Source organism: Wenyingzhuangia marina (assembly GCF_900130035.1).
GTDB classification, from domain to species: Bacteria; Bacteroidota; Bacteroidia; order Flavobacteriales; family Flavobacteriaceae; genus Wenyingzhuangia; species Wenyingzhuangia marina.
This window is the reverse complement of sequence record NZ_FQXQ01000002.1, coordinates 400,915-426,139: the sequence shown is the minus strand read 5'-3', so window position 1 is coordinate 426,139 and position 25,225 is coordinate 400,915. Positions and strand designations below refer to the sequence as shown.

The window sequence follows — 25,225 nt, the reverse complement described above, 5'->3', positions numbered from 1 at the left end:
TATAAATTACACTAAATTGTATTAAACAAAAGTAGCAACAACTGTTGTGTTAGAACCTTGAATGCGTTCTAGGAGAATAAAAAGACAATGCGTGAAAAAATAAAGAGCATTCCTGTAAAAACTATAGATGATACGTTTAACACCGGTTTTGTCATTGGAAAAATGGCATTCAAAGATTTAAATGAATTTAAAGCAGTAGCAGCAGCGCATAGGGATGATTATCATTTGTTTTTTTTACAAGAAAAAGGCACGACCTCTATTGAAATAGATTTTCATACCTATACCATAAAACCATCCTCAATCATCTACATTCACCCCAATCAAGTACACCGTATGCTATTTATTAACCATGCAACGGTCAGCTTTTGGGCAGTCAATACGGAAATTTTGAATCCGGAATATCTTGCATTATTGGAAGATATAAATCCTGCAAGACCGGTATCTTTAACAAAAGAAGTATTTTCTATTATTTCTGAAACGGTGTTATTGTGCCTAAAATTATCAGAAAGGAAACACGAAAAACTATATCAATCGGTAATCAAAGATAGTGGGAATGCCTTAGTAGCATTAGTTACTTCACAGTATTTAGCACAAACCAAATCACCAGAAAGCCTTTCACGTTTTGAGTTTATTACCAAGGCTTTTAAATTGCGTTTGGAAACCAATTTTAGTACAGCAAAAAAACCGAGTGAGTACGCTCAAAAACTCAATATTTCTACTGCCTATTTGAATGAATGTGTAAAAATGACAACCGGTTATTCCGTTTCGCATCACATACAACAACGAGTTATGTTAGAAGCTAAGCGCATGCTTTATCACTCCGATAGATCAGTTAAAGAAATTGCAACACAATTAGGTTATGAGGATTACGCCTATTTCTCTCGATTATTTAAAAAAATCACAGGAGTAACCGCATCAGCATTCCAAAGCAAAAACCACGATTAGTCCAACAGATACGTTTATTGGTACAATGCAATTATTTAAAATCATTCTAACTTTGTAAGCAAATTAAAGATAGATGAAATGATTATAGATGATTCAAAATTTCCTATAGTGTTTGTTGATTTTCAACACAGCCTTGAACAAGAAGAAAATGAAAACCATAATCACGATAAAGATATTGCAGCGTTTACCAACTTGTTCGAGAGTGGAAACCCCTTTGTAATGGTTAGCACGGGTGAGGCACCTGAAGAAAAGCACAAACATTCCAGGGAAGAAGCTAGGAAAATAAACGCTTGGAGGAAAATAAATAAAAATAAACTCAAGTGTATACAAGCAACCATACAGGTAGAACCAAACAAAGTAAAACGCGTAGGATTAAAATTGTATGCCTCTGTATATGAGAAATTTTGGGGAAATCCACTGCTGTTTGCTCAAACCCAAGAAGAAGCTTTGGAATTAGCCAAAAGCGTACTCCATAAAGTTTCTTTATCGAGAAATAACAATTAGTCAGTTCGAGTGATTTTGTGAAGTGTAACGAAGCAAAATTGTATCGAGAACTTAATTTTAACTTCAACTCCTATTCTCGACACAAAAATATCAATCGATTTTTACTCGAATGGGACGTTCCTTAAGTTCAACTATTAAAATGTACTAGAGATTAACTAATACTAATTCAGATTCTAATATGAACCACAAGCATCAACATTATCATGAGCATCCTCACGAAGCACATCAGCATTCAGGTACCAAAAATGGACTTACATTGGCCTTTTGGCTAAACTTAATTTTTGCGGTTATCGAAGTTGTTGGCGGAATCTTTACCAATTCCACAGCGATTATTGCAGATGCTTTTCACGACTTTATAGACGCCGTCGCTATAGGAATAGCGGTTTTATTTGAAAAAATATCGGGAAAGAAACGTTCTTCTAGTTATTCGTATGGTTATAAACGATTTTCATTACTATCTGCGCTGGGCTTATCGCTATTTCTATTGATTGGAGCTATCTTTATGATTAAAAGTGGAATAAAATCATTCATTGAGCCAAAAGAAGTCAATAGTGTGGGGATGCTTTGGTTGGCTGTTTTAGGGGTAAGCATTAACGGATTTGCATTTCTTAGAATAAAAAATGGAAACGGAGGACACCACCATCATCACGCGCACGGGCACTCCCACAATTACAACAGTAAAGCCATTATGCTTCACCTTTTAGAAGATGTATTGGGATGGGTTGCTGTTTTAATTGGTGCAGTGGTTATTTATTTTACGGGTTGGAATTGGATAGATGGGTTACTTACGCTTACCATTGCTGCTTTTATTTCGTACAACGCCACCAAAAATTTAATAGGAACCCTAAAAATAATGCTACAAGCGGTTCCTGAACATGTGAATATGGAAATCTTAACCAAAGAACTAAATAATATTGAAGGTGTTGCCGACATTCACGATTTTCATATTTGGAGTTTAGACGGAAGTTACAATGTGGCTTCGTTACATGCCGTATTGGACAGTGCCGATAATACTTCTAAAAATAAAGTCTATACCAATATTTTAGAATGCTTGAACAAATACAATATTCAACATCCAACGGTACAAATTGAAACAAATACAAAACATTGCAAATTCGTAAATTGTTAAAAATAGGAAAAGACAGATGCTAACAATATATATAGTTTGTTTATTATCAGTTGTTTATTCGAAATTAAGGCATACTTAGAAAGTCGTCAAATTTAAAAATCTGGCTTCTGTTTAAAACGAATAATTATCGCTAATTTGCACGCTATGATATATATAAGGTCGTTAGTTGCAACCTAAAAAAACGAAATAATGAATTGGATACTATTAACTATTGCAGGACTTTTTGAAGTTGCATTTGCTTTCTGTCTTGGAAAAGCAAAAGAGGCAACTGGAAATGAAATGTACTTATGGTATGTTGGATTTTTTATAACATTAAGTCTCAGTATGGGATTATTAATTAAAGCAACCCAGTTTTTGCCAATAGGGACCGCTTATGCAGTTTGGACAGGAATAGGAGCGGTAGGAACTGTAATAGTTGGGATTTTTGTTTTTAAAGAACCTACAACGTTTTTGAGACTATTATTTCTAACAACATTGATTATGTCAATTGTTGGATTAAAAGCTGTTTCACATTAGTCAATTGAATTGAAATAAAAAAGGCAGAGCAGGTAAAATGTATCTGAAAAAAAAACGAAACAGTAGTAAATTCAAGGCTTTTAGTGTCAAACCTTGGGATTAATTGAAAGTTCATTGTTTTGGAATCTTTAAGATTACAGATATTACCTTAACTACTATTTTAAAAATCTTTGAATGTCTTTATTGGCTCCATAAACCACTAAAATGTCTTCTTTGCTAAGTACATCATTTGGGTTTAAAATTCCGTGAACTCTAGGAATATTTTTTGTTTTTCCTAAGCGTGTATTTACTTCTGTTTTAGAAATAGTTGTTAAAACTAATAAATTATATTTTTCACGAATCTTTATTTCTATAACCGTTTTTCCATCATATTTTTCAGGAACATCTATTTCTACAATACTGTATTGGTCATTTAATTCAAACGAATCTACCACACCTGTAAGGCATAGTTTTTTAGACCATCTTTCTGCAGATTCTTCTTCAGGTAACACTATTTCATCTACTCCAATGGCTTCTAGTACTCTTTTATGAAGTTTGTCAATAGCTTTACTAATCAACCTTTTTACTTTTAAACTTTTAAACAAGGCGGTAGCCATTACGTTGGCTCCTTGGTTTTCTCCAATAGCAATAACCACAATGTCGGTATCTTTTAAAGGCAACCCAGAAACGGTAAATTCATCAGTAGCATCCATACAAATGGTATGCGTAATTCTTTCTTTAAAAGCATCTACTTTTGACATGTCGGTATCAATACCTATCACTTCATTTCCTTGTTCGGTCAGTTTTTCAGCTAGTGAAGCTCCAAAGTTTCCTAAACCGATAATTATATATTTCATAAAGGGTTAATTTATAGTGATTTCTTCCGTTGGATAACGGTAATTTTTATGTTTTACTTTCTTAAAAACGGCTATTAAAATAGATAGCATACTTACCCTACCAATAAACATGATGATGATAAGTACAAATTTACTAAAACTACTTAAGCCAGCTGTAATTCCTAAACTTAATCCTACAGTACTATAGGCTGAGAAGCATTCAAAAGCAATGCTTAATAAATCTAGTTGTGGATCAAATTCAGAAATGGCAAATATTCCAAATCCTATAACTACTAAAGATAATGAGATGACGGCAAAAGCCCTACGGATAGAAACTTCGGCAATTTCACGTCTGTAAATTTCTATTCTAGATTTTCCTTTGGCCAAACTAAAAAAGTTTAAAGTAGCAATGGCAAAAGTATTGGTTTTAATACCCCCTCCTGTAGAAGCTGGAGAAGCCCCAATCCACATTAATAAAATAATTAAAAGGATAGATGAGGTCTGTAAAGCTCCCATATCTATGGTGTTAAATCCAGAAGTTCTTGGAGTGGTTGCTGCAAATAAAGAAGTTACAAATTTACCTATAATTCCTTTTTGGTTGGTAAGGATATAATTGTATTCATTAATGAAAAACATAATGGTTCCAATAACAGTTAATGATATAGTGGTAATTAATGCAATTCGACTATTAATATTTAACACCCATGGTTTGTAGCTAAGATGCTTTTTTCTAAATAATCTACTAATAAAAAAGTATTTGGTGTATTTAACTAAATTGGCAACAATAGGAAAGCCCAATCCTCCTAACACAAAAATGGCAATAACAATGGTTTGTAAGGTATAGTTATATCTAAATCCGGTTTCGTATAAACTATTGGGTAAGGTAGAAAAACCCGCATTACAGAAAGCTGAAACAGAATGAAAGGCTGAGAAGAAAACTCTCTCTAACAAAGAGTTGAACAAAGTTTTGTCTAAACTAGTATATATCAATATAGCTCCTATAGACTCTATAAAAAAGGTGATGAATAAAATTCTTTTTAAGGTAGTGAATACTTCTCCTAGTTTTTTAGAATTGGTCATGTCTCCTAAAACCAATTGATTTTCATAAGTAGCCCCATCTTTAAAAAAATAACTAAAATAGCTTGCAAACGTTAAAATACCCAAACCTCCAATTTGAATTAAAATAATTAGAATGGTTTGTCCAAATTCGGTAAAAAAACTTCCAGTATCTACTACTATCAATCCTGTAACACAAACGGCACTTGTAGAAGTAAACAAAGCATCTAAAAAAGAAATACTTGTATGAGTTGCGTTGGGTAACATCAATAAAAAAGCTCCCATTACAATCAGTAAAAAGAAGCTAAGAATAAAAAGTTGTGCAGGATTTAAGAATTTTCTTTTGTAGGTAACCTTACGTTCTGCAAATTCTCTAATAAAAGTTAAGATAATGGCAAGTTTCATCCATATATCATCGTAGAACAAAGAAAGTTGTTTGTGAGAGTGTTCTGAAAAAAAATGAAGATAAATAATGCTGAGTATGACAAGGATACTAGCTACATCAAATAAAATAACATTTTTTCTTAAGACTTTGTTTTGTTTAATATACCTTAAAACTGTTGCAAATAATCCTGTAATTAAGATAATAAAATAAACTTCATTTACAGAAATTTGTATGTCTTTAGATTGTGTAAACCCAAAGTCTACAACTAACATAACCATTCCTAAAAGGCTTAATAAAAAAGCAATTCTGTATATAAGTTGATAGTTAATGCTATTGATTAGTTTTTCTTTCAAAACATATAATTAATGAAGGTGTAAAAGTAATAATATTTTAGTAAGATGGTTCATCTATCTAAAATCTATTTAACCAATTAAAAAAGGGCAAACTATTTTAATTGCTTTATTAATTCTATATTTTGTGAATGATTAGCGCTGTAAGACATGGTTAGAGTTCCTTTGATACCGTCGTTGGTAGAAATAGCAAATAATTTTGATTGATCAGAAGGATTTGTCATTCCTTCAAATCGGTAAAAACCATCAACTTTTAAATCTTCGGGTTGATATTCTTTTTTAGCATAAAGAGCTTTTATGCAAGTGTCTTCTGCTACAAAATTGTCAGTATATCCTTTTTGGGTTAGGTTGTTTATAGCTTCTGAAAGTGTTTCAAAATTTTGAGTCTCCATTTTTTGTAATTTTTATTTTTAAGTTACAAAAAATGAATGAAAGATTATAATTCCTTTTAGTTTACTTTTTAAAGTATTTGTCTTTAAACCTATTTAATCTTGGAATAGATACTGCTTTTACATAAGAATTGTCTGGGTGATTTTTCTCGTAATTTTGATGATAATCTTCTGCAGGATAAAAGTGATCAATCATTTTAATTTCCGTGACTGCTTTTCCATTAAAAAGTTTGTTTACGTAATTAAATTTTGCTTGTGCAATTTTACGTTCATGTTCATTGCTGTAAAAAATAATGGAACGATAACTATTTCCAAAATCAGGATTTTGTCCAACAGTAGTTGGATCTTGAGATAAATAATACACATTTATCAATTCAGCATAATCAATTTCTAGTGGATTGTAATACACAGCAACAGTTTCGGCATGTCCAGTTTTATGAATGGTTTTGTATGTAGGATTTTTAACATCACTACCTGCATAGCCAGAAATAGCTTCTTTTACTCCAGGAACACTTTCGTATATCGCTTCTACACACCAAAAACAACCACTTGCAAAATAAGCCACTTTTAAATTTTTATCGGTAGGTAGTTTAGTGGTTTGCGAAAAAAGGGAGCTAGAAATAAGTAGCGTAAGTAATAAAATTCTCATATAAATCTTGTTTTAACGTTTGTCGATGAACTAAATCTTTCATTACAAGAGCTTATAAATACTATTCTAATCAATCTATAAATAAGAAAACTTGATGTTTAATTTAAAACCATAAAGAAAATCAATACTACAATAAAAACATTAAATAGAAATCGACTTGTTTTATTCAACATTGGACGTAAATTTGTCCTACAAATAAAAAATAAATCATTTAAAAATTAACAAATATGGCAACAGCAGTAGGGAAAAAATTTCCAAACTTAGCAGTAGATGCAATGAACGAATTAGGAGATACTTTTAAAGTAAACGTTTTAGAAGAAGCTCAAAAAAACAACAAAAAAGTATTGTTATTTTGGTACCCAAAAGATTTTACTTTTGTTTGTCCTACTGAATTACATGCTTTTCAAGCTGCTTTAGGTGAGTTTGAAAAAAGAAATACTATTGTAATTGGAGCTTCATGTGATACTCCAGAAGTACACTTTGCTTGGTTAAGCACTGCAAAAGATAACGGAGGAATTGAAGGTGTAACTTACCCTTTATTAGCAGATTCTAACCGTAATTTATCAGAAGTTTTAGGGATTTTAGACATCGCTGGAGAAACTTTTAACGAAGAAACTGGAACTTACGTAAAAGAAGGAGACAACGTAACTTACCGTGCAACTTACTTAATTGATGAGGAAGGAACTGTATTCCACGAAGGAATTAACCATATGCCAGTTGGACGTAACGTAAACGAATTCTTAAGATTGATTGATGCTTATGCTCACGTACAATCTCATGGAGAAGTTTGTCCTGCAAACTGGGAAGAAGGTAAAGAAGCAATGCAAGCAAACGCTAAAGGAACTGCTGCTTACTTAGCTAAAAACTAATATAAAAGTTTAAAGTGTTTTAAATATTGCTTTATAAGCTTTTACTTTTAAACTTTAATAACTAAAATAACCGGATGTTTAAAGTTGATGAAATCAATCATCCGGTTTTTTAATATCTATTATTTAGGGGTTTCACTTTTAAAATGAATATTGATTATGAAAGAATTAACAACAGATACACTTCAAGAAGAAGTAAATAATAACAGTTTGGTATTTGTACAATTTTCTGCCGGATGGTGTGGGAACTGTAGAATTATGAAACCAAAATTTAAAAAGTTTTCTACAGAAGTAGAAGGAGCTGAATTTATTGTGATTGATGCAGAAAAAAATCCTGAATCAAGAAAATTAGCCAACGTAAATAATTTACCAACATTCGCTGCTTTTAAAAACGGAGAGTTAGTTAATCAAACTCAAACAAATAAAGCAGACGTTTTAAAATCATTTATAGATGAAATTGCCAATAATTAAACACATGACTCAGTTTATTGCTGAGAATGATGTAGATTACATACACGAAACCATTGAAACTTTAGAAGCACTTACAGAAGTAAGTTCTTTAAAAGATGAAGAATTAGATGTACTTGGTGAAATTATTTCTAATTTATATGGAGCGGTTGAGGTAGACAAAGAAATTAAAAACGGAGTTCCTCAAAAAGAAGCGTTGAACAATTTTATGAAACGTGTATTAGGATCTATAGATCAGTAATTGTTTATCTGTTGATACGCTTAGTTGTTGAGTTGATAGTTAGAAAAACAAACAAAACAATTAAACGGTTACACAATTAAACAAATCAACAAAAATAATGAAGAAAGCCTATTTTAATTGGAGTTCTGGAAAAGACTCGTCCTTAGCTTTATATAAAACATTGAATCAATCTGACTACCAGGTTGATTTTTTGTTGACCAATATTAACAAAGATGTCAATCGTGTTTCTATGCACGGTTTAAGAGAAGAATTGTTAGAGGCTCAAGCGGCAGCTATTGGAATTCCTTTGCGTAAAATTGAATTCTCTGGAAATGTAACCATGAAAGAATACGATGAAACCATGCGTAATGCTATGGAATCTATTATTAAAGACAATTACAAACATTGTTTTTTTGGAGACATTTTTTTAGAAGATTTAAAAGCCTACAGAGATACAAAATTATCAGAAGTAGGAATTACAGGGGTCTATCCTTTGTGGAAACAAGATACTAAAGCATTGCTAACTGAATTCCTTTCTTTAGGGTTTAAAGCGATTACGGTTTGTGTAAACGCACAATATTTAGATAAAAGTTTTGTAGGTAGAGTTATAGATGAACAATTTATTAACGATTTACCAGAAAATGTAGATATCTGTGGTGAAAATGGTGAATTCCATACTTTTGTTTTTGATGGCCCTATTTTTAAAACACCTGTGCAATTTTCAGTTGGAGAAAAAGTACATAGGACGTATCAACCTTCAGACAGTGATGATGACAATTGTTATCAAAAAGACAAAGAGGTAAGTTGGGATACTGGCTTTTGGTATTGCGATCTTTTGCCTATAAAAGTAGAATAGTCTTTTTACAAAACATATCGTTACAAGTTTACTGATCAATTAGATTTATTTAATTGTGATTTTGTAAATTCACACTCGTAATTAAAGTAATTTTTTACGACATACCTCTGAGCAATAATTACCTATGGATTGTACACAAATACCTTATAAAGAGACCGGATATTTTTCTAAAATCATGTTAGATTATTTAGAAGAAAAAGAAAGTATCAAACCTTTTTATCACCGTTTTCCATCTATAGAAAATTTTGAAACTCAAATACAGGAAAAATCAGATTCTTTTCCTTTAGAAAATAGAAAAGTTTTGGTAAGTGCTTTGGAGCATCAATACCAAAATATTGATGTAAGTACACTTACGCAACAAAACATCAATAACTTAGTTTTACCTAATACTTTTACCATTACTACTGGACATCAATTAAACTTGTTTTCTGGACCTTTATACTTTTTGTATAAAATTGTATCGGTAATTAATTTGTGTAAAGAGTTAAAAGAGAAGTATCCAAAACAAAATTTTGTTCCTATTTATTGGATGGCTTCTGAGGATCATGATTTTGAAGAAATTCAATATTTTAATTTTAAAAGTCAAAAAATAGTTTGGGAAAAAGAGGCTAGTGGAGCAGTTGGACGTTTGTCTACTGATGGATTAGCATCTGTTTTTGAAACTTTTTCCAGTTTGTTAAATTCAAGCATCAATGCGAATGAATTAAGAGAGTTGTTTAAAAAATCTTATTTAGAGCATGATAATTTAACTGAGGCATCTCGTTATTTGGTAAATGAATTGTTTGGTGAATATGGTTTAGTTGTGGTTGATGGAGATAATCAGCAATTAAAATCTTTGTTCAAACCGTATGCATTACAAGAATTAAAAGAGCAAACCAGTTTTAAAGAAGTAACCAAAACTAGTGAGCAATTGGCTCATGAATCTTATCCAAACCAAGTACATCCTAGAGAAATTAACTTGTTTTATATAGGTGATGGGTTTAGAGAAAGAATTCTAAAAACGGATAATACTTTTAAAGTAAACAATAGAGATTTAACATTTTCATCAGCAGAAGCTATTTTTGAGAATAAGGAAACCCCAACAGATGTAGTGTCTGGAAATGCTTTGTTAAGACCTTTGTATCAAGAAGTAATTTTACCCAATCTTTGTTATGTTGGAGGAGGGGGAGAACTGGCTTATTGGATGCAATTAAAATCAACTTTTAAAGCTTTTAATGTTCCTTTTCCTATGTTGTTAATGCGTAATTCTGCATTGTTGGTTACAGAAAAACAACAGAAAAAAGCAGATAAATTACATTTGACTTTACAAGAATTGTTTTTGACTCAAAATGAGCTGATAGCCAAAAAAGTAAATCAAAAATCAACCATTCATTTTGATTTTGAAAGCAAGCGAAAACAATTAGAAGAAAACTTTAAGGAATTAGAAATAATTGCTAGCAAAACTGATGCTTCTTTTATTGGAGCTGTAAAAGCACAAGAAAAAAAGCAATTGAAAGGTTTAAATCATCTAGAAAAAAGATTGCTAAAAGCGGAGAAGAAAAAAATGTACGATTTAGTCACTAGAATTGAATTGTTACAAAACGAATTGTTTCCAAATCAATCTTTGGAAGAAAGACAGCGTAATTTTGCTGATTACTATGAGTCCTATGGGAAAGAATTATTGACTGTTCTTTTTAAAGCCTTAAAACCATTAGATTTACAGTTTACGGTTATTAATTTATGAAAGAAAACCTGTAAAGAAATTTTTAACTTTTAGGATAGTTACAGTCTTACTTATTGTAATATAAGAAGAGGTGAAATTGTAATGAAAATAAAAAGTGCTAGTCTTAAAAAGAAAGACTAACACTTTGTTTATGGATATCATTAAAATTCTTTTTCATAGCATTTTTAACATCCAATTCATAAAAAATAGCCCTATCCATAGACTAAAGCCATTTTCAATTTTAAAAAAATAAGATTTTACGTACCTTACACAGCGAAATTACAATTCATATAATGAATTGTCAACTGTGTAAAAACGCAGTTTTTGTTAAGTTAAAAAAAATGAAGAATCAGAAAATTGGAGAATATTCAAAAGGGTTAATTACAGATGTACCTTTGGATGACACTCATAAGTCGTATGAATATTACAGAAACACATTACCAAACTTTAAAGATCAAGCCGTTTATGTATATTCTTTTAAGGAGAATAGAATGGTTTATGCGGCAGGTTGGGAAGATGTTTTGGGATATAAAGACGATGAAATAACCATGATGACTATTGTGAGTATAACCACACCAAGGTTTTTAAAATTTTCAAGCGAATTGAATGATAAAGCCATGATGTTTCTCAACAAAATAGATGAAGATTTGGAGGAATATAGTTTTACTTTAGAATTAGAAAAGTTTCATAAAAAAGGACATGTAGTTCCATTGTTTTCTAGAGTAGCGGTTCACAAAGCATGTAATGGACAGATAGAAGAAATTATTGGAATATCTCATGTAATTAAAACATTAAAATTAGGAGATATTATGCAATATGCTGCTTACGGTCCTAATGTAAAAGATTTTGAAGCTGCTTTGAATAAAGAATTGTTTCAGCATTATGCTATTTCTAGAAAAGAAAAAGAAGCTTTAAGTTTGGCCGCAAAAGGTTATGCATTTAAAGAAATTGCAGACGAATTAAATGTATCTCAATCAGCTATTGAAAAGCGAATTATTCCTATGTATAAAAGGTTTAATGTAAAAAGCTTACCCCATTTGGTTAGTTTTGCTTACGAGAATAATATTCTTTAATTAATCCGATAAATTTACACAGAAAATATCAGTTTTAGTAACACCTATGGTTTCTAATATAGTATGCCATTCCTCTCTTTGTTTGGTTTCATTGGTCCCTAAAATCCAAATAACATTTTTGTTTTTTAGGGTGTTTCTATTGTCTGAGTTTTCATGTGTAAACTTATCTACATAAGATAAAAACTCATTAGGAGTAATTAGTTTATTGTGTTTAAGGTTGTCAGGATTTATGTCATCTATAACTAAGTAATCGCAATTTTCCCAGTTCCATAATAAATCTTTATTATCATGATTTTTATAGAACAAACTATAAAGTTTGGTAGCAGTTATGTAAATACATCTTTGTTTTTTAAGAGCCAATTCATTAGCTATGGCCACTCCTAAATTTGTTTTTCCTTCATTTACATTTCCGAAAATAAGTAAATGGTTTTGCTGTGTTTTAGTTTTTTTACTGATATAATTTAAAATGATGTTTTTTTCCATCTCATCAATAGTACCAATCCACTGAGACAATCTAAATTGAAAAGGAAAAAATGCATATTGCTGATAAATTCTAAGTGTATACCAGTAAATAAATGGATATAACAACAAGAGCAATATTGCTAGGGTTAAAAAACCAATGATTTTATTCATGGTTAATAAATAAGCAGCAGCCAAAGCTCCTAAACCAAAATAGAAAAGATCAGTAATAGTGTCAAATATTAAATGTTTCCAATCAGGTTTAAAATAACAGTTTTTTTGTTTAATAATGATGGGAATTGTAAGGTTTAGAGATTCAAATAATATCCAAAATATGATTACATAAATACTATAATATATTGGTGTTTCAAATTTTTTAAAAATAAGACTAAATACTATTGTAGGAAAAAAACCTAAACTAAAATGACCTAGTTGATTTGCTAACCAAGCATAAGTTAAACTAACACCCCTTTGAGAATCCTTTCCTAATAAATCAATAAAAATAAGTTGTTTTAAAAAGATTTTAATATTAACATGTTTCATGTTTTTAAATGTTGATAAAAAGATGTTTAATTAAATTTTCTACTTGCTAAATTAAGCTTTGTTTTTAAATTAAATATTGTTTTTATTTAGAATTGATAAAAATAATTATTAGATTTGAAATGATTTAATTTAAGAATAATTATAAATGAAAAAGAAAATAGGATTGTTTTTTGGGTCAGACACCGGAATAACAGAAGAGTTAACACATGAAATTGTAGACGCTTTTGATAATATTGTTGTTAAAGAAATATCAGAAGCTAATACAGCAGACTTTCAAGAATATGATACTATTATTTTAGGTTTATCCACTTGGTACGATGGAGATTTACAAAGTGATTGGGAAACTTTTTTTGATGATTTTAAAACCATTGATTTTACAGGTAAAAAAGTAGCTATTTATGGTTTAGGAGATCAAATTGGTTATGCAGAATATTTTATTGATGGCGTTGGAATTTTAGCGGAAGTAATTATCCAAAATGGAGGAGAAGTGATTGCTAAATGGCCTGTTGAAGGATATAGACACACAGACTCAAAAGCAATTATTCCTAATGACGAAGAATATTTTTATGGTCTAGCTTTAGATAATGATAACGAGTCAGATTTAAATGAGGGAAGAATAAATAGCTGGTTAGATTTAGTAAAACAAGCAATATAAAATAATTTGTTTATTTGTTAATACGTACTTGATTAATCAGGTATTATTTTTTGGAAAAACCTATCACCAAAAGTGATAGGTTTTAATTATATATAATTTAGTTTATTTTTTCAACCCTAACTTATGTCCCGCCATAGCATAATATAAAATGATGATATAACAAGGTAATAGAATCCAATATCCTTTTGTAGAAGCTGTAGCCGTTGCCAAAGCATCATTCATTCCTTGTGCAAGGTATGTTACCTTGTTACTATCAACTAATTTTCCGTAAAGAGGCGGAATAATAGCTCCCCCTGAAATAGCCATAATTAATAGGGCAGAGGCTGTTTTGGTAAATTTACCTAGTCCGTTTAGTGTTAAAGGCCAAACTGCTGGCCAAACCAAAGCATTTGCTATCCCTAATGCAGCAACAAATAGTACAGATACCATTCCTGAGGTAAAAACAATACATAAAGAGAAGATAATTCCTAATAGGGCACTTATTTTTAATGCGGTGGTTTGACTTATAATTTTAGGAATTAGTATTACTCCCAAAGCATAAGTAGCTACCATAGCCATTAGTGTAAATGTTGTGAAGAATTTAGCATCAGTAGCAGGAATTCCTAAAGAAATACCATAAGCTATAATGGTATCACCAGCAATAACTTCTACACCTACATACATAAATAAGGTTAGCACGCCTAACCATAAATGAGGAAATTGAAAAATACTAGTTTTACTTGTAGTTCCATCTTTAGATTCTTCTATTGGTTCTGCTTCAACATTTGGTAAAGGAGCTTTTCTAATTAAAACCCCAAGGACAAACAATACAATAGCCATAACAATATATGGAGTCACCACGCTATCAGCCATGGTGTTTAGCAATTCTGTTTTTTCAGTTATAGAAACAGTTTTTAGCTTTTCTTGTATTTCATCTATTCCTGATAATAATAAAGCTCCAAAAATAATAGAACCTAAGGCTCCAGCTACTTTATTGGCTATTCCCATAATAGCAATACGTTTTGCAGCGCTATCAATAGGTCCTAGGATAGTAATATATGGGTTTGAGGCTGTTTGAAGTAAAGTCATTCCAGCTCCTTGAATAAAAATTCCAGTTAAAAACATCCAGTAAGTTCTTGCTTCTGCAGCAGGAATAAAAACCAAGGCTCCAATTCCCATCACAAACAAACCTAAAGACATCCCTTTTTTATACCCTATTTTATTTAAAATATAGGAAGCAGGAATGGCCATTACCACAAAAGAAATATATGAAGCAGAAGCAACTAAAAGCGATTGAGATGATGTTAACTCATTAATCGCTTTCATAAAAGGAATCAAAGCTCCGTTAATCCAGGTTACAAATCCAAAGATGAAAAAAAGTCCAGCTATTATTAAAATAGGAACTAGCGTACTGTTTTTCTCTTGAATTTTTGAAGATTTTGTATTAGGCATATCTATAAAATTTATGATGTTTTAGATTCAACTTGAAATATAAATAAAAGAGGAGAGACTTATTTAAAAATCTCTCCTCTTTTTTATGATGATTAACATCTCATGGAAATGTTAATTTTTATCCCACCAAAGTTTTGTTGCACCTGTGTTAGGACCTCCTAATTTATCGATAGCATCATCAACAGCTTCTCCATTAGTAGAAATTTCATTGGTAACAAAAAGTACTCTTTTCATTAATCCTTTTCCTACTTCAAAGTTTTCTGAATTTAATAATGGATAAATAATCTGTTCATCTGTTCTACGTAAATCAGCCCAAGTCTCCCATGATTCAGGGAATAATGCTAAGTATTTTTGAACAGCAATTTGTGTACGTTGTTCAGATTCTGTGTTAGCCCAGGCTACAGGAACACTAACAGGCGGTGTCTCTAAACCTATGTTAGCATAATCAGGGTTATTTGTAATATCTGGAGCCACAGGAGTAGAAGTTTCTGCAATATAATCAGATATTTTAGAAGCATTGTTAACTCCCCATTGAGATAGAGATAACCTGATCCCTTCTTCATATAGAGATTGAGCTGTTCCGTTCACATTCCATCCATTTAAAGCTGCTTCAGCTCTATTTAAATAACATTCTGAAGCCATTAAGATTTCAATAGGTTTTTCTTCACTAAAGTCATTTCCTAAAACATCATCATTAAATTTTGAGAATTGAATTGTACCAAATTGATCTTGTAATCCTCCAGCTGGCATTCCTCGAAAAGCTCTTTCAGTTTCTTCTTCTTCCTCTGTTTTAGAGAACCAAATCTCTAATCTAGGGTCATTATATCCTTTTAAAATACTTTCCATTCCAGCTGTCATCACATATCCCCAACTATTTACAATCATGTTCAAGTTGTTAGGAGTAATATTGCTAGTTTTAAATGTAGCACTATCATCATTATTTTCCATAACACCATTTGCTACAGCTAACTCAGCTTGAGTTTTTGCTTTTTCAGGTTGAACATCAGAAATTCTTAATGCTAATCTAAGTCTTAAACTATTTCCAAAAGTTTTCCATTTTTCAACATCTCCGTTGTAAACTCTATCAGAAATTGCAAACAGACCTACGGTTGATTCAGATGTATTACTTAAAACATCATCAGCTTCATCTAACAAGTTGAAGAAATCTTCATAAATAGCTTCTTGACTATCGTATGCTACTTTTTCTGCATTATTTCCAGCTTCAGTATAAGGAATAGGCCCGTAATGATCGGTCATTTGATTATACATAAATACTTTCCATAATTTAAGGACAGCAAGTGCTTCTGCGTTTCCTTCACTAGCTTTAAAAGCATTGTTTAGGGCAGGTACTGCAACCGTATAGAATCTTAACCATCCACGATCAGACCAACCACTTAATTCATTTCTATCAGTACTAAAACCTGTATTTAAATACTGTACAAACTGAGAGGATAAAATACCTGTTGCAATTCCCCACGTTCCTTGATCATCTACTCCTGGGGAAGAATAAGAACCATTATGAATACCAGCGTATAAGGCTGATGCAAAAGAAGGTCCTGCTAAAGAAGCATCTAGTTGATCTTCAGTAATTGCATTTTTATTAGTGTTTAATTCATCAAAATTATCTGTACAACTTGTTGTATAGGCACAGATCATCAGCATGGCTGCTATTGATTTTATTTTATTATATTTTTTCATGATAAGTTTTTTTTTTTATTAAAATCCAAATTTTAAACTAACTCCATAATCTCTAGTAGAAGGAAGGTTGAAAGATTCCACACCCTGTAAGTTACCAGTACCAGCTCCTTGTTCTGGATCAAAATATTTTGCTTTATTCACAATAAAGAATAAGTTACGTGCTACAAAAGAAACGTTTACACTTGTGAAAGGAGATTTTTTTAAGATTGTTTTAGGCATTGAATATCCCAATACAACTTCTCTTAATCTAATATTAGTTGCATCGTATATAAAGTCTTCCGCAACTGGAGTTCTTTGTCCAATAGCAGTCCAGTATTGTTCTGCTGTTACAGTTTTGGTATTTGCTGTATAATTACCATTACCATTATCAACAACACCATCTACCACAAAACCGTTTTCTCTTCCCGCAAGAGTAATAGAATTAACTCCTAATCCTGCTTGTCTAGCTTGTGTGTAAGAAATAACTTCACCACCAATTCTCATGTCAATTAAGAAGCTGAAGTTAAAGTTTTTGTAACGAAAGTTGTTTTTTAAACCACCTGTCCAATCTGGATTAAAGTTTCCAGCTAAAGTTTCAAAATCACCTTGAGCGATTGGTAAACCTGTATTTCCGTCTATTAAAATATCTCCATTTTCATTTCTTTCAAATCCTTTGATATATAAATCACCATATTCACCTCCTTTAACAATTTTACTTCTTAATAATCTTCCTGCCCCAAGAACTAATTCATCTCTATTTTCAAAAATTGATTTAATTTCTGATTGGTATGATGCATAGTTAGCAGTAATGTCCCATGCAAAATCTTTTGTTTCGATAGGGGTAGCTGTAAGCACAACTTCTAAACCTTTGTTTTGAATATTTCCTCCGTTTACTACAGCTCTACTTTTTGATGAAGATTGAGGGGTATTAATGTAAAAGATTTGATTTTTTGTTTGAGAATCAAAATAAGTAATATCTAATCCTAAGCGATTGTGAAAGAATCTAAAATCTGCACCAAATTCAGATGAACTTGAAATTTCAGGTTTTAAATCAGGATTTGCAGCGGTAGATTGACCATATAACATACCTCCATTTCCTCCTATATATGATAATTGAGGACTTGTTTGGTATGGATTTGTGTCATTACCAACTTGTGCATAAGAAGCTCTTAGTTTAATATAAGTAATAGGTTCAGGCATTTCAATCATATCAGATATTACACCAGATAAACCAATAGAAGGATAAAAGAAAGATCTGTTGTCAGCAGGCAGTGCAGATGACCAATCATTTCTAGCAGTAGCATCTAAGAATAAATAATTTTTATATCCAATTTGTGTAAAACCATATATTGAGTTTACTTGTTTTTCTGATAAAGAAGAAACAGGTGTTTGGTTTTGAATGTTTGATAAAAAGAAACCGTTTCTATTTCCTAAGACTCCTCCAGATGTTAATGAAGAACTTTTTTGTTTTAAAATATTAGCACCCGCGTTTAAATTTATAGAAAAATCTCCAATTTTTTTGTTATATGTAGCTAATACATCTGTATTTAATTCACTAACTGTTTGGTAGTATTCGCTATATGAACCTTGGTCGTTATTAAAACGATTTGTAGCGTATCTGTTTCTAAAAGTAGTATTTGTCATCTGATCTAAACCAGTTCTAAAGTGAAAACTCAGGTCATCATTTAATTGATATTTTAAAGAAGCAAATCCAATAAATCTAGTTCTGTCATCATCACGATCATCATCACGTAAAGCAGACCAGTATGGGTTACCACCAGCTTGACCAACTTCATCTAAATAATAATTTACTCTTCTTTGACCTTGAGCATCAATATATTCATAATCACTGTAAGAATTATGAGAAATACTTCTAGGTAATAAGTATAATGAAGTACCTATTGATTCTTCACCTGTTCTCATTAAATTATCAATGTTCTGTGTAATGTAATTAGCTTTAGTATCTAAAGTAAACTTATCATTAAACTTACTTGTAATTCTTAAGTTAACATTGTTTCTGTTCATTTTATTCCCTCCTATAATACCTTCAGCTAGTGTATTTGTATAAGAAAAATAAGCTTGTGTTTTCTCAGATCCACTAGTTACAGATACTGTGTTTGCCAAGTTGTATCCTGTTTGATAAAAATCTGTTACATTATTTGGTTGAGCAGAATAACTGGTCGTAGCAGGTCCTTGATAATTCGGATTGTTAACCAATTGCCATGCAGAAACTTGACTACCATCTAGTTTACCACCCCAGCTACTTTGAGAGATAGGGTTGTAGACTCCTTGAGCACCTTGTCCGTACTCATTTTGTAAATCTGATAAATCAATAGCAGAAGAAGCCATAAAGTTAGAAGAAATAGAAACTTTAGTTCCTTGAGCTCCAGCACCAGATTTAGTTGTAATAACAATTACACCATTACTTGCTCGTGTACCATATAAAGCAGCAGCAGAAGGTCCCTTTAAAACTGTCATAGAGGCAATATCTTCAGGATTTAAGTTTGAAATACCATCTGGCTGTGAAGTACCTCCTGTATCAATATCTGGGTTTCTGTCTGTAGTACCATTACTAATTGGCACACCGTCTACTACATATAAAGGTTGGTTATTTCCATTAAGAGACCTGTTCCCTCTTAAAGTAATTCTAGATGAACTACCAACTCCGTTTGATGTTGTAGAAAAGTTTAAACCAGCTACTTTACCTGATAAAGAGTTGGCAACGTTTAGAGATCTTGCTTCTGATAACTCATCTACACTAACATTTTGTGCAGAATAAGTAATTGCTTTTTTCTCTCTTTTAATACCTAAGGCCGTTACAACAACTTCATCTAACTGTTCCGTACTAGGCTTTAGTTTAACATTGATAATGTTAGATCCAGTATAAGGAATTTCTTGAGTAGTATATCCAATATACTTAAATACTAAAACTGCTGATTCATTCGGTATAGTTATACTATAATTTCCGTCAAAATCTGAAGCAGTTCCATTTGATGTCCCTTTAACGACAATACTTACGGCTGGTAGGGGCATATCAAGGTCACCATCCGTAATTGTTCCTGTTACTGTAGTTTGAGCACTAGCATTTTGAAAGCTAGTTACGCAAAAAACAAGTAGCACTAATCTAAGTACTTTCTGAATCATAATTTAGTCTTTTAGTTAATAAATATGTTTTTATGTGTTATTTATATGTTAAATCTATAAATCATTATCTTCTGTTTTATCATAATTTCGACCAATGACAGTTCTTAAATGATGTTGGTTTGTTTTTGTCCATTTTATGTAAAATATATCATGCAAAAGTAAAATATATTTAAAGAATAAAACTGTAAAGTCCTTTAAAACAAAGGGCTAAGAGATGTTAAATAGTCCTTAAAATAGCTGATATATACTGTAAAAAAAAGTGTTTATTCGCATGTTTCATGTTAAGGTAGTAGATGTATTGTTAGATGGAAAGAATAAAAACATACTTTTAATAAATTATTAAGCCCATTTAAGCTTCTTTTTAGTAAAGTCTTTACTTAAGTATATTAATAAGTATTTATACTTGTTGCTTTAAGAAGATGGAATGATGAAAAAGAAGTATATAAAAATAAAAAACCAGAGAAGACTGTTTCTCTGGTTTTTTTATAGATATTAAAAAAGTTATTATTTTTCTACTGTAAATTTTGTTTTTAATAAATCTGTTGAATTTCCTCCAATCATTATTTCAAATTCTCCAGGTTCTACAACACGAACCATTTCTCTGTTCCAAATAGCTAATTCTTCTGGATTAAGAGTAAATTTAATGTGCTTGGTTTCTCCTTTTTTAATAAAAACTCTTTCAAATCCTTTAAGTGTTTTATGTGGAGTAGTTACACTGCTGTATATATCATTAATATATAATTGTACCACTTCATCTCCATCATAATCTCCTGTGTTTTTAACATCAACACCTACTTTAAGACTTCCATCTGTTTTGATTTTATTTTCACTTATTGTAAGATTAGAATATTCAAAAGTAGTATAGCTTAATCCGTAACCAAAGGTGTACAATGGATTTTCACTTTCACTTACATATCTGTGAATAGCAGATGGTTTTTGATTGTAATAAATAGGTAATTGTCCAACAGATTTAGGAAAAGTAATAGGATTTTTTCCCCCAGGGTTGTAATTACCAAAAAGAACATCTGCTACTGCTTTACCACCAGCTTCTCCAGGGAACCATCCCTCTAAAATTGCTGGAATGTTTTCGTTAATCCAGTTAACAGATAATGGACGACCATTTAACAATACACAAACTACAGGCGTTCCTGTTTGTTGAATAGCTTCTATTAATTCTTGTTGCATTCCATGTAAATCTAAAGTAGCAACATCTCTGTTTTCTTCTACCAATTCTCTAGATTCTCCTAAAACAACAACTGCTACATCTGCTTTTTTAGCAATGTTAATAGCGGGTTGTAAGTTAATTTTTTCTAAGTTCCATCTTAGGTGAGCTCTGGCTCCCCAACCACCTTCCCACATTTCTATGCGGACTTTGTATTTTTTACCAGCTTCAATTTTTTTAGGAGTTGTAACAATACTTGTAGCTCCTTTCGTCCAATTGTCAATCACTAATTGATCATCAATCCACATTCTAATTCCATCATCAGAACTCAATCCAATCCAACCATCAAAAGAAGTATCAGATTTAATAAACCCTGTCCAGCGAATAGAAAAATCATCATCATTAACTCCTTCACCTGGATTCCATGGCCAGTCAAATTGTAATTCATTATCAATACGGGTCAAGGCTGGTTTTCCTTCTACTTTTCTATTATTAAAATATTCTCCTTTTAATCCGTTTTTAGATTCGTCTGGTGTAAATAAGTATTTTGATGGAATAATTTGTCCCTTTACAATTAAAGGAACTCCTTCTTCATATAAAACTTGTGTGTTTTCTCCTGCAACTTCTTTAATTCCTTCTAAAACAGTAGTAGCTACTTTGTTTTTAACAGAATATCCACCTAATCTTGATGCATTGGCATTAGGACCAATCACAGCAATAGTTTTGATGTCTTTACTTAATGGTAATAAATTGTTTTTATTTTTTAATAAAGTAATAGATTTACGTCCTGCTTCTAAAACAATTTCTTGATTTTCTTTTGAATGAAATCTTTCTTTGATTAAGTTTTTAGCTGTATAAGGGTTTTCAAACAATCCCAATAAAAATTTTAATCTTAAAACTCCACCTGCAGCACGGTCAATATCTGACATAGGTAGTTCTCCTTCTTTTACCAAATCAACAATGGTTTCTTGCCAAAAATCGTTTGTAAAATCGTAAAACTGCATATCAACACCAGCAGCAACTGCTTGACGGATACTTTCTCTTGGAGAACTTGCAGCGTAGTGAGTAGTTTGAATGTATTTAATAGCTCCTAAATCGGAAACTACAATTCCTTTAAATCCCCATTCTTTTCTTAAAACATCTGTTAATAACCAGTGATTAGCAGCACACGGAATTCCATCCAATTCAGAATATGCACACATGGTTCCTAGAGCGCCACCTTTGGTAAATACTTTTTCAAATGATGGTAAAAAATCTTGACGAGCAGTGCGTTCTCCCACCAAAACAGGTGATGAATTTCCTCCTGCTTGCGGTTGACTATGAACGGCAAAATGTTTAGGTTCTGCAATAATAGATCTGTCAGATGCTAAAGTATCCCCTTGCATTCCTTTTACCATAGATAGTCCAAGTTCTCCTGCTAAGTAAGTGTCTTCTCCAAAAGTTTCAGCCACACGTCCCCAACGGGGTTCACGACCAATTCCTAACACAGGACCTAATCCAAAATGGACTCCATGTGCTCTGGCTTCAGCACCAATAACACCTCCAACTTTTTCCATTAATTCAGTGTCCCAAGTAGCTCCTAAACCTATATTCATAGGAAAAGCAGTACTTCCTTCATCTAAATAACCATGAAGCATTTCGCACATAATCAATGCCGGAATTCCCCAACGATTGTTTTTGATTACATTTTTTTGTAAATCATTAATCATTTTGGCAGAACGAGGGTAGATGTCGTGAATAGCTCCGACACCAAGATCTCCAATTTTATTTTTAGCTTTGGTTTTAGAGAATTTTTCATCTTCTTTAAAATATTCTCCTTTGTACATATCCATTTGACGTACTTTTTCCTCTAAGCTCATTCTGCTTAATAAGTCCGTCAAACGCTCTTCAACTGGAAGTGTAGCGTCTTGATATGGATATTTTTTTTGAGCAAATCCTTGATTTAAAAATCCAAGAAAAACTACTAAAGCAATTGTTATCTTCTTCATTTTATTCGTTGTTTTAATTTTGAATCACTTTTAAAGTGTGTCCATTTACTAACTCGTCGTGTGTTATAAAGTAACCTTTGAATTCTTTTCCGTTTAATTCAATTTTTTTGATGTTATCGTTATTGTTGGTTTCTTTTGTAATAACAATTTTTTTATTTTGATAATATTCTGAATTTAACTCAATTGTAATTTTATCAAACATAGGCGTGGTAATGGTATAGTTTGGTTCTCCTGGTGTAATAGGGTAGAAGCCCATCATACTGTAAATTAACCAAGCAGACATAGTACCTGTATCATCATTTCCAGGTAAACCATCAGGCGTATTTTTAAAGTACTCTTTGACCAATTGTTGTACTAATTTTTGACTTCTGTATTCCTCTCCTTTGATGTAGTTAAACAAGTAAGGGTAGGCGATGTCTGGTTCATTAGCCATGTCAAATTGTTTGTCATCAAAAACTTTTTGTAATTGATTTGTGAACTCTTTTTTACCACCCATTAATTTTATCAATCCTTTGATGTCATGTGGAGTCATAAAGGCATATTGCCATGCATTTCCTTCTATAAAACCAATGTTCTCTTCAAAATTAGCTCCTGCATTTGGATCAAAAGGCTCGTAAAAAGAACCATCATTATTTCTAGGGTGTAATAATTGTAAATCTTTATCGTATAATTTTCGGTAAGAAATAGCTCTCTTTTTAAAACGCTTATAATCTTTATGATGACTAAGTTCTTTTGCTAATAATGAAATGGCATAGTCTGAAGCATTGTATTCTTGAGTGGTAGATACAGATCCCTTTTCATCAGTTGTTACATATCCTTTTTCAATGTAATTTTTAAGACCGTTACGTAAAGGATTTCCTTTAATTGTATCAGCTCCTTTTAGCATAGCAGCATAAGCTTTTTTGATGTCAAAATCTTTAATTCCTTTTAAGTAAGTGTCTGTAATTACAATTCCGGCAGGATCTCCTACCATGGTAAAAGTTTCAGTAGAGTTTAATTCCCATCTTGGTAGCCAACCGTTTTCATCAGACATGTCAATAATACTTTTAACCATGTTAGATTGTTGTTTAGGATATACCAAAGACATTAGCTGATGTAAATTTCTGTAGGTATCCCACAAAGAAAATACGGTATAACGAGTTCCGTCAGTTTTACCAATTTTTCCTGTTTTTATTTCAGGGTATTCTCCATTAAAATCATTTAATGTATTGGGATGAATTAAGGTGTGGTACAAAGCGGTGTAAAAAATGGTTTTATCGTCTTCTGAACCTCCTTCAACTTTAATTCTAGAAAGTAATTGATTCCACTCATTTTTTGTTTGCTTGTAAACCTTATCAAATGATTTGTTTTGAGTTTCCTTTTCTAAATTTTCTCGAGCATTCTCTATACTCACATAAGAAACTCCAATTTTAACTTCAACGGTTTCTGGTTTGTTAAAATCATAAGAAAAATAAGTTCCTATGCTATCTCCAACAACCATTTTGGTATTGTTTTTCATGATACGAGTTTTCCCGTTATAGCCCATCCATTGTGCTTCCACTCCTTTGTAAGTTGCTGGTTTTTTCCACACGCCAAAATCATCAGCAGGTTTGGAAAACTTAGCTACAAAATAAACAGGATATGCGTCTTCTGGATTATAATAACAAAAAGATCCTACACTTCTTACTCCTTCAATTTCTGTTGGAGAAACAATTTTAACCATGGCACCTTCTTCATTTGTAAGTCCAAGTCCAAGATTTAAAAGTAGATTAGATTTTCCTTTAGGGAATGTAAATTTACTGACTCCAACTCTTTTGGTTGTGGTAAACTCAGCCTTTACATTATATTTATCAATAGTTGAGCTATAATACCCAGCTTTTGATATTTCGTTAGAATAGGTAGAACCATATTTTAAATGATTGGTTTCTACTTCTCCTGTAGTTGGCATTAATAAAAGCACTCCTAATTCTGGACACCCAACACCACTTAAATTTACTTGTGAAAATCCAGTTAAAAAAGTATTCTCGTGTACATAAGGAGTAGATAACCAACCACTATCTTTTTCCAAAGGTAAATTTTTAGGTCCTGCAACGTTAAAAGGACTAATACTAGCCATACCTCTTGGGGAAATTGGACCAGGATAGGTAGCCCCAAAATTGGAAGTACCAATCATTGGGTTAACATAGTCAACAGGTTGTTGTGCGTAAAAACTAGAGTAGCACATAAGTGCTACTCCTATAGAAAAATATTTTACGGCTACTCTA

Annotated in this window: 21 protein-coding genes; 11 read left to right on the top strand and 10 right to left on the bottom strand. The window is 31.7% G+C overall.

Translation table 11 applies throughout. The features are described from left to right. Positions 1–87: 87 nt before the first annotated feature. The 4 genes from BUB70_RS05835 (at position 88) to BUB70_RS05820 (ending at position 3,094) form a co-directional block, all read left to right on the top strand. The gene (locus BUB70_RS05835; RefSeq protein WP_073119288.1) at positions 88–945 is read left to right on the top strand and encodes a helix-turn-helix domain-containing protein; all 858 of its coding nucleotides are present in this window, start codon (positions 88–90) and stop codon (positions 943–945) included. 78 nt (positions 946–1,023) lie between these two features. Beyond that, positions 1,024–1,449 (top strand): hypothetical protein, encoded by a 426-nt coding sequence (locus BUB70_RS05830; RefSeq protein ID WP_073119286.1) that lies wholly within the window; start codon positions 1,024–1,026, stop codon positions 1,447–1,449. Between the two features lie 178 nt (positions 1,450–1,627). Then, positions 1,628–2,578, top strand: a complete 951-nt coding sequence (locus BUB70_RS05825; protein WP_073119283.1) for a cation diffusion facilitator family transporter — start codon at positions 1,628–1,630, stop codon at positions 2,576–2,578. A gap of 189 nt (positions 2,579–2,767) precedes the next feature. Then, entirely contained in the window at positions 2,768–3,094 is a 327-nt protein-coding gene (locus BUB70_RS05820) for a DMT family transporter (RefSeq protein ID WP_073119280.1), read from the top strand. Positions 3,095–3,249: 155 nt separating this feature from the next. Here the strand turns inward: BUB70_RS05820 and BUB70_RS05815 are convergent, their stop codons facing one another. From BUB70_RS05815 to msrA, 4 genes are all read right to left on the bottom strand, one after another. Beyond that, positions 3,250–3,930, bottom strand: coding sequence for a potassium channel family protein (locus BUB70_RS05815; protein WP_073119278.1), 681 nt, complete (start codon positions 3,928–3,930; stop codon positions 3,250–3,252). A 6-nt stretch (positions 3,931–3,936) separates the two neighbouring features. After that, the gene (locus tag BUB70_RS05810) at positions 3,937–5,628 is read right to left on the bottom strand and encodes a TrkH family potassium uptake protein (protein ID WP_084730209.1); all 1,692 of its coding nucleotides are present in this window, start codon (positions 5,626–5,628) and stop codon (positions 3,937–3,939) included. Positions 5,629–5,795: 167 nt separating this feature from the next. Next, a complete protein-coding gene (locus BUB70_RS05805) occupies positions 5,796–6,092 on the bottom strand; it encodes a phosphoribosylpyrophosphate synthetase (RefSeq protein ID WP_073119275.1) in 297 nt (98 codons plus the stop codon). A 61-nt stretch (positions 6,093–6,153) separates the two neighbouring features. Continuing rightward, positions 6,154–6,738 (bottom strand): peptide-methionine (S)-S-oxide reductase MsrA, encoded by a 585-nt coding sequence (gene msrA, locus BUB70_RS05800; RefSeq protein WP_073119273.1) that lies wholly within the window; start codon positions 6,736–6,738, stop codon positions 6,154–6,156. A gap of 227 nt (positions 6,739–6,965) precedes the next feature. On the opposite strand from msrA, the gene BUB70_RS05795 reads away from it, so the two are divergent. From BUB70_RS05795 to BUB70_RS05770, 6 genes are all read left to right on the top strand, one after another. Beyond that, positions 6,966–7,607, top strand: a complete 642-nt coding sequence (locus BUB70_RS05795; protein ID WP_073119271.1) for a peroxiredoxin — start codon at positions 6,966–6,968, stop codon at positions 7,605–7,607. A 156-nt stretch (positions 7,608–7,763) separates the two neighbouring features. Continuing rightward, positions 7,764–8,075: a thioredoxin family protein gene (locus tag BUB70_RS05790; RefSeq protein ID WP_073119268.1), complete on the top strand. Its 312-nt coding sequence runs from the start codon at positions 7,764–7,766 to the stop codon at positions 8,073–8,075. Beyond that, a complete protein-coding gene (locus BUB70_RS05785; protein ID WP_073119266.1) occupies positions 8,056–8,313 on the top strand; it encodes a DUF6952 family protein in 258 nt (85 codons plus the stop codon). Before BUB70_RS05790 ends, BUB70_RS05785 begins: the two co-directional genes overlap by 20 nt. A gap of 97 nt (positions 8,314–8,410) precedes the next feature. Continuing rightward, positions 8,411–9,148, top strand: a complete 738-nt coding sequence (locus BUB70_RS05780; RefSeq protein ID WP_073119263.1) for a Dph6-related ATP pyrophosphatase — start codon at positions 8,411–8,413, stop codon at positions 9,146–9,148. Between the two features lie 124 nt (positions 9,149–9,272). Next, entirely contained in the window at positions 9,273–10,871 is a 1,599-nt protein-coding gene (gene bshC, locus BUB70_RS05775) for a bacillithiol biosynthesis cysteine-adding enzyme BshC (protein WP_073119261.1), read from the top strand. Between the two features lie 320 nt (positions 10,872–11,191). Next, positions 11,192–11,923 carry a helix-turn-helix transcriptional regulator gene (locus BUB70_RS05770; RefSeq protein ID WP_073119258.1) on the top strand — a complete coding sequence of 244 codons (732 nt, stop codon included), beginning with the start codon at positions 11,192–11,194 and terminating at the stop codon, positions 11,921–11,923. Here BUB70_RS05770 and BUB70_RS05765 read toward each other — a convergent pair whose 3' ends face one another. Further along, positions 11,924–12,925 (bottom strand): DnaA ATPase domain-containing protein, encoded by a 1,002-nt coding sequence (locus tag BUB70_RS05765; protein ID WP_073119255.1) that lies wholly within the window; start codon positions 12,923–12,925, stop codon positions 11,924–11,926. A 145-nt stretch (positions 12,926–13,070) separates the two neighbouring features. On the opposite strand from BUB70_RS05765, the gene BUB70_RS05760 reads away from it, so the two are divergent. After that, entirely contained in the window at positions 13,071–13,580 is a 510-nt protein-coding gene (locus BUB70_RS05760) for a flavodoxin (RefSeq protein WP_073119253.1), read from the top strand. A gap of 102 nt (positions 13,581–13,682) precedes the next feature. On the opposite strand, the gene BUB70_RS05755 is transcribed toward BUB70_RS05760, so the two are convergent. The 5 genes from BUB70_RS05755 to BUB70_RS05735 form a co-directional block, all read right to left on the bottom strand. Then, positions 13,683–15,011, bottom strand: a complete 1,329-nt coding sequence (locus BUB70_RS05755; protein WP_188351950.1) for a sugar MFS transporter — start codon at positions 15,009–15,011, stop codon at positions 13,683–13,685. Between the two features lie 111 nt (positions 15,012–15,122). Beyond that, the gene (locus BUB70_RS05750; RefSeq protein WP_073119250.1) at positions 15,123–16,709 is read right to left on the bottom strand and encodes a SusD/RagB family nutrient-binding outer membrane lipoprotein; all 1,587 of its coding nucleotides are present in this window, start codon (positions 16,707–16,709) and stop codon (positions 15,123–15,125) included. 18 nt (positions 16,710–16,727) lie between these two features. Next, the gene (locus BUB70_RS05745; RefSeq protein WP_073119248.1) at positions 16,728–19,832 is read right to left on the bottom strand and encodes a SusC/RagA family TonB-linked outer membrane protein; all 3,105 of its coding nucleotides are present in this window, start codon (positions 19,830–19,832) and stop codon (positions 16,728–16,730) included. 504 nt (positions 19,833–20,336) lie between these two features. After that, positions 20,337–22,982 (bottom strand): glycoside hydrolase family 3 protein, encoded by a 2,646-nt coding sequence (locus BUB70_RS05740; RefSeq protein WP_073119246.1) that lies wholly within the window; start codon positions 22,980–22,982, stop codon positions 20,337–20,339. 13 nt (positions 22,983–22,995) lie between these two features. Next, the gene (locus BUB70_RS05735; RefSeq protein WP_073119792.1) at positions 22,996–25,185 is read right to left on the bottom strand and encodes a GH92 family glycosyl hydrolase; all 2,190 of its coding nucleotides are present in this window, start codon (positions 25,183–25,185) and stop codon (positions 22,996–22,998) included. Between the last annotated feature and the right edge of the window lie 40 nt (positions 25,186–25,225).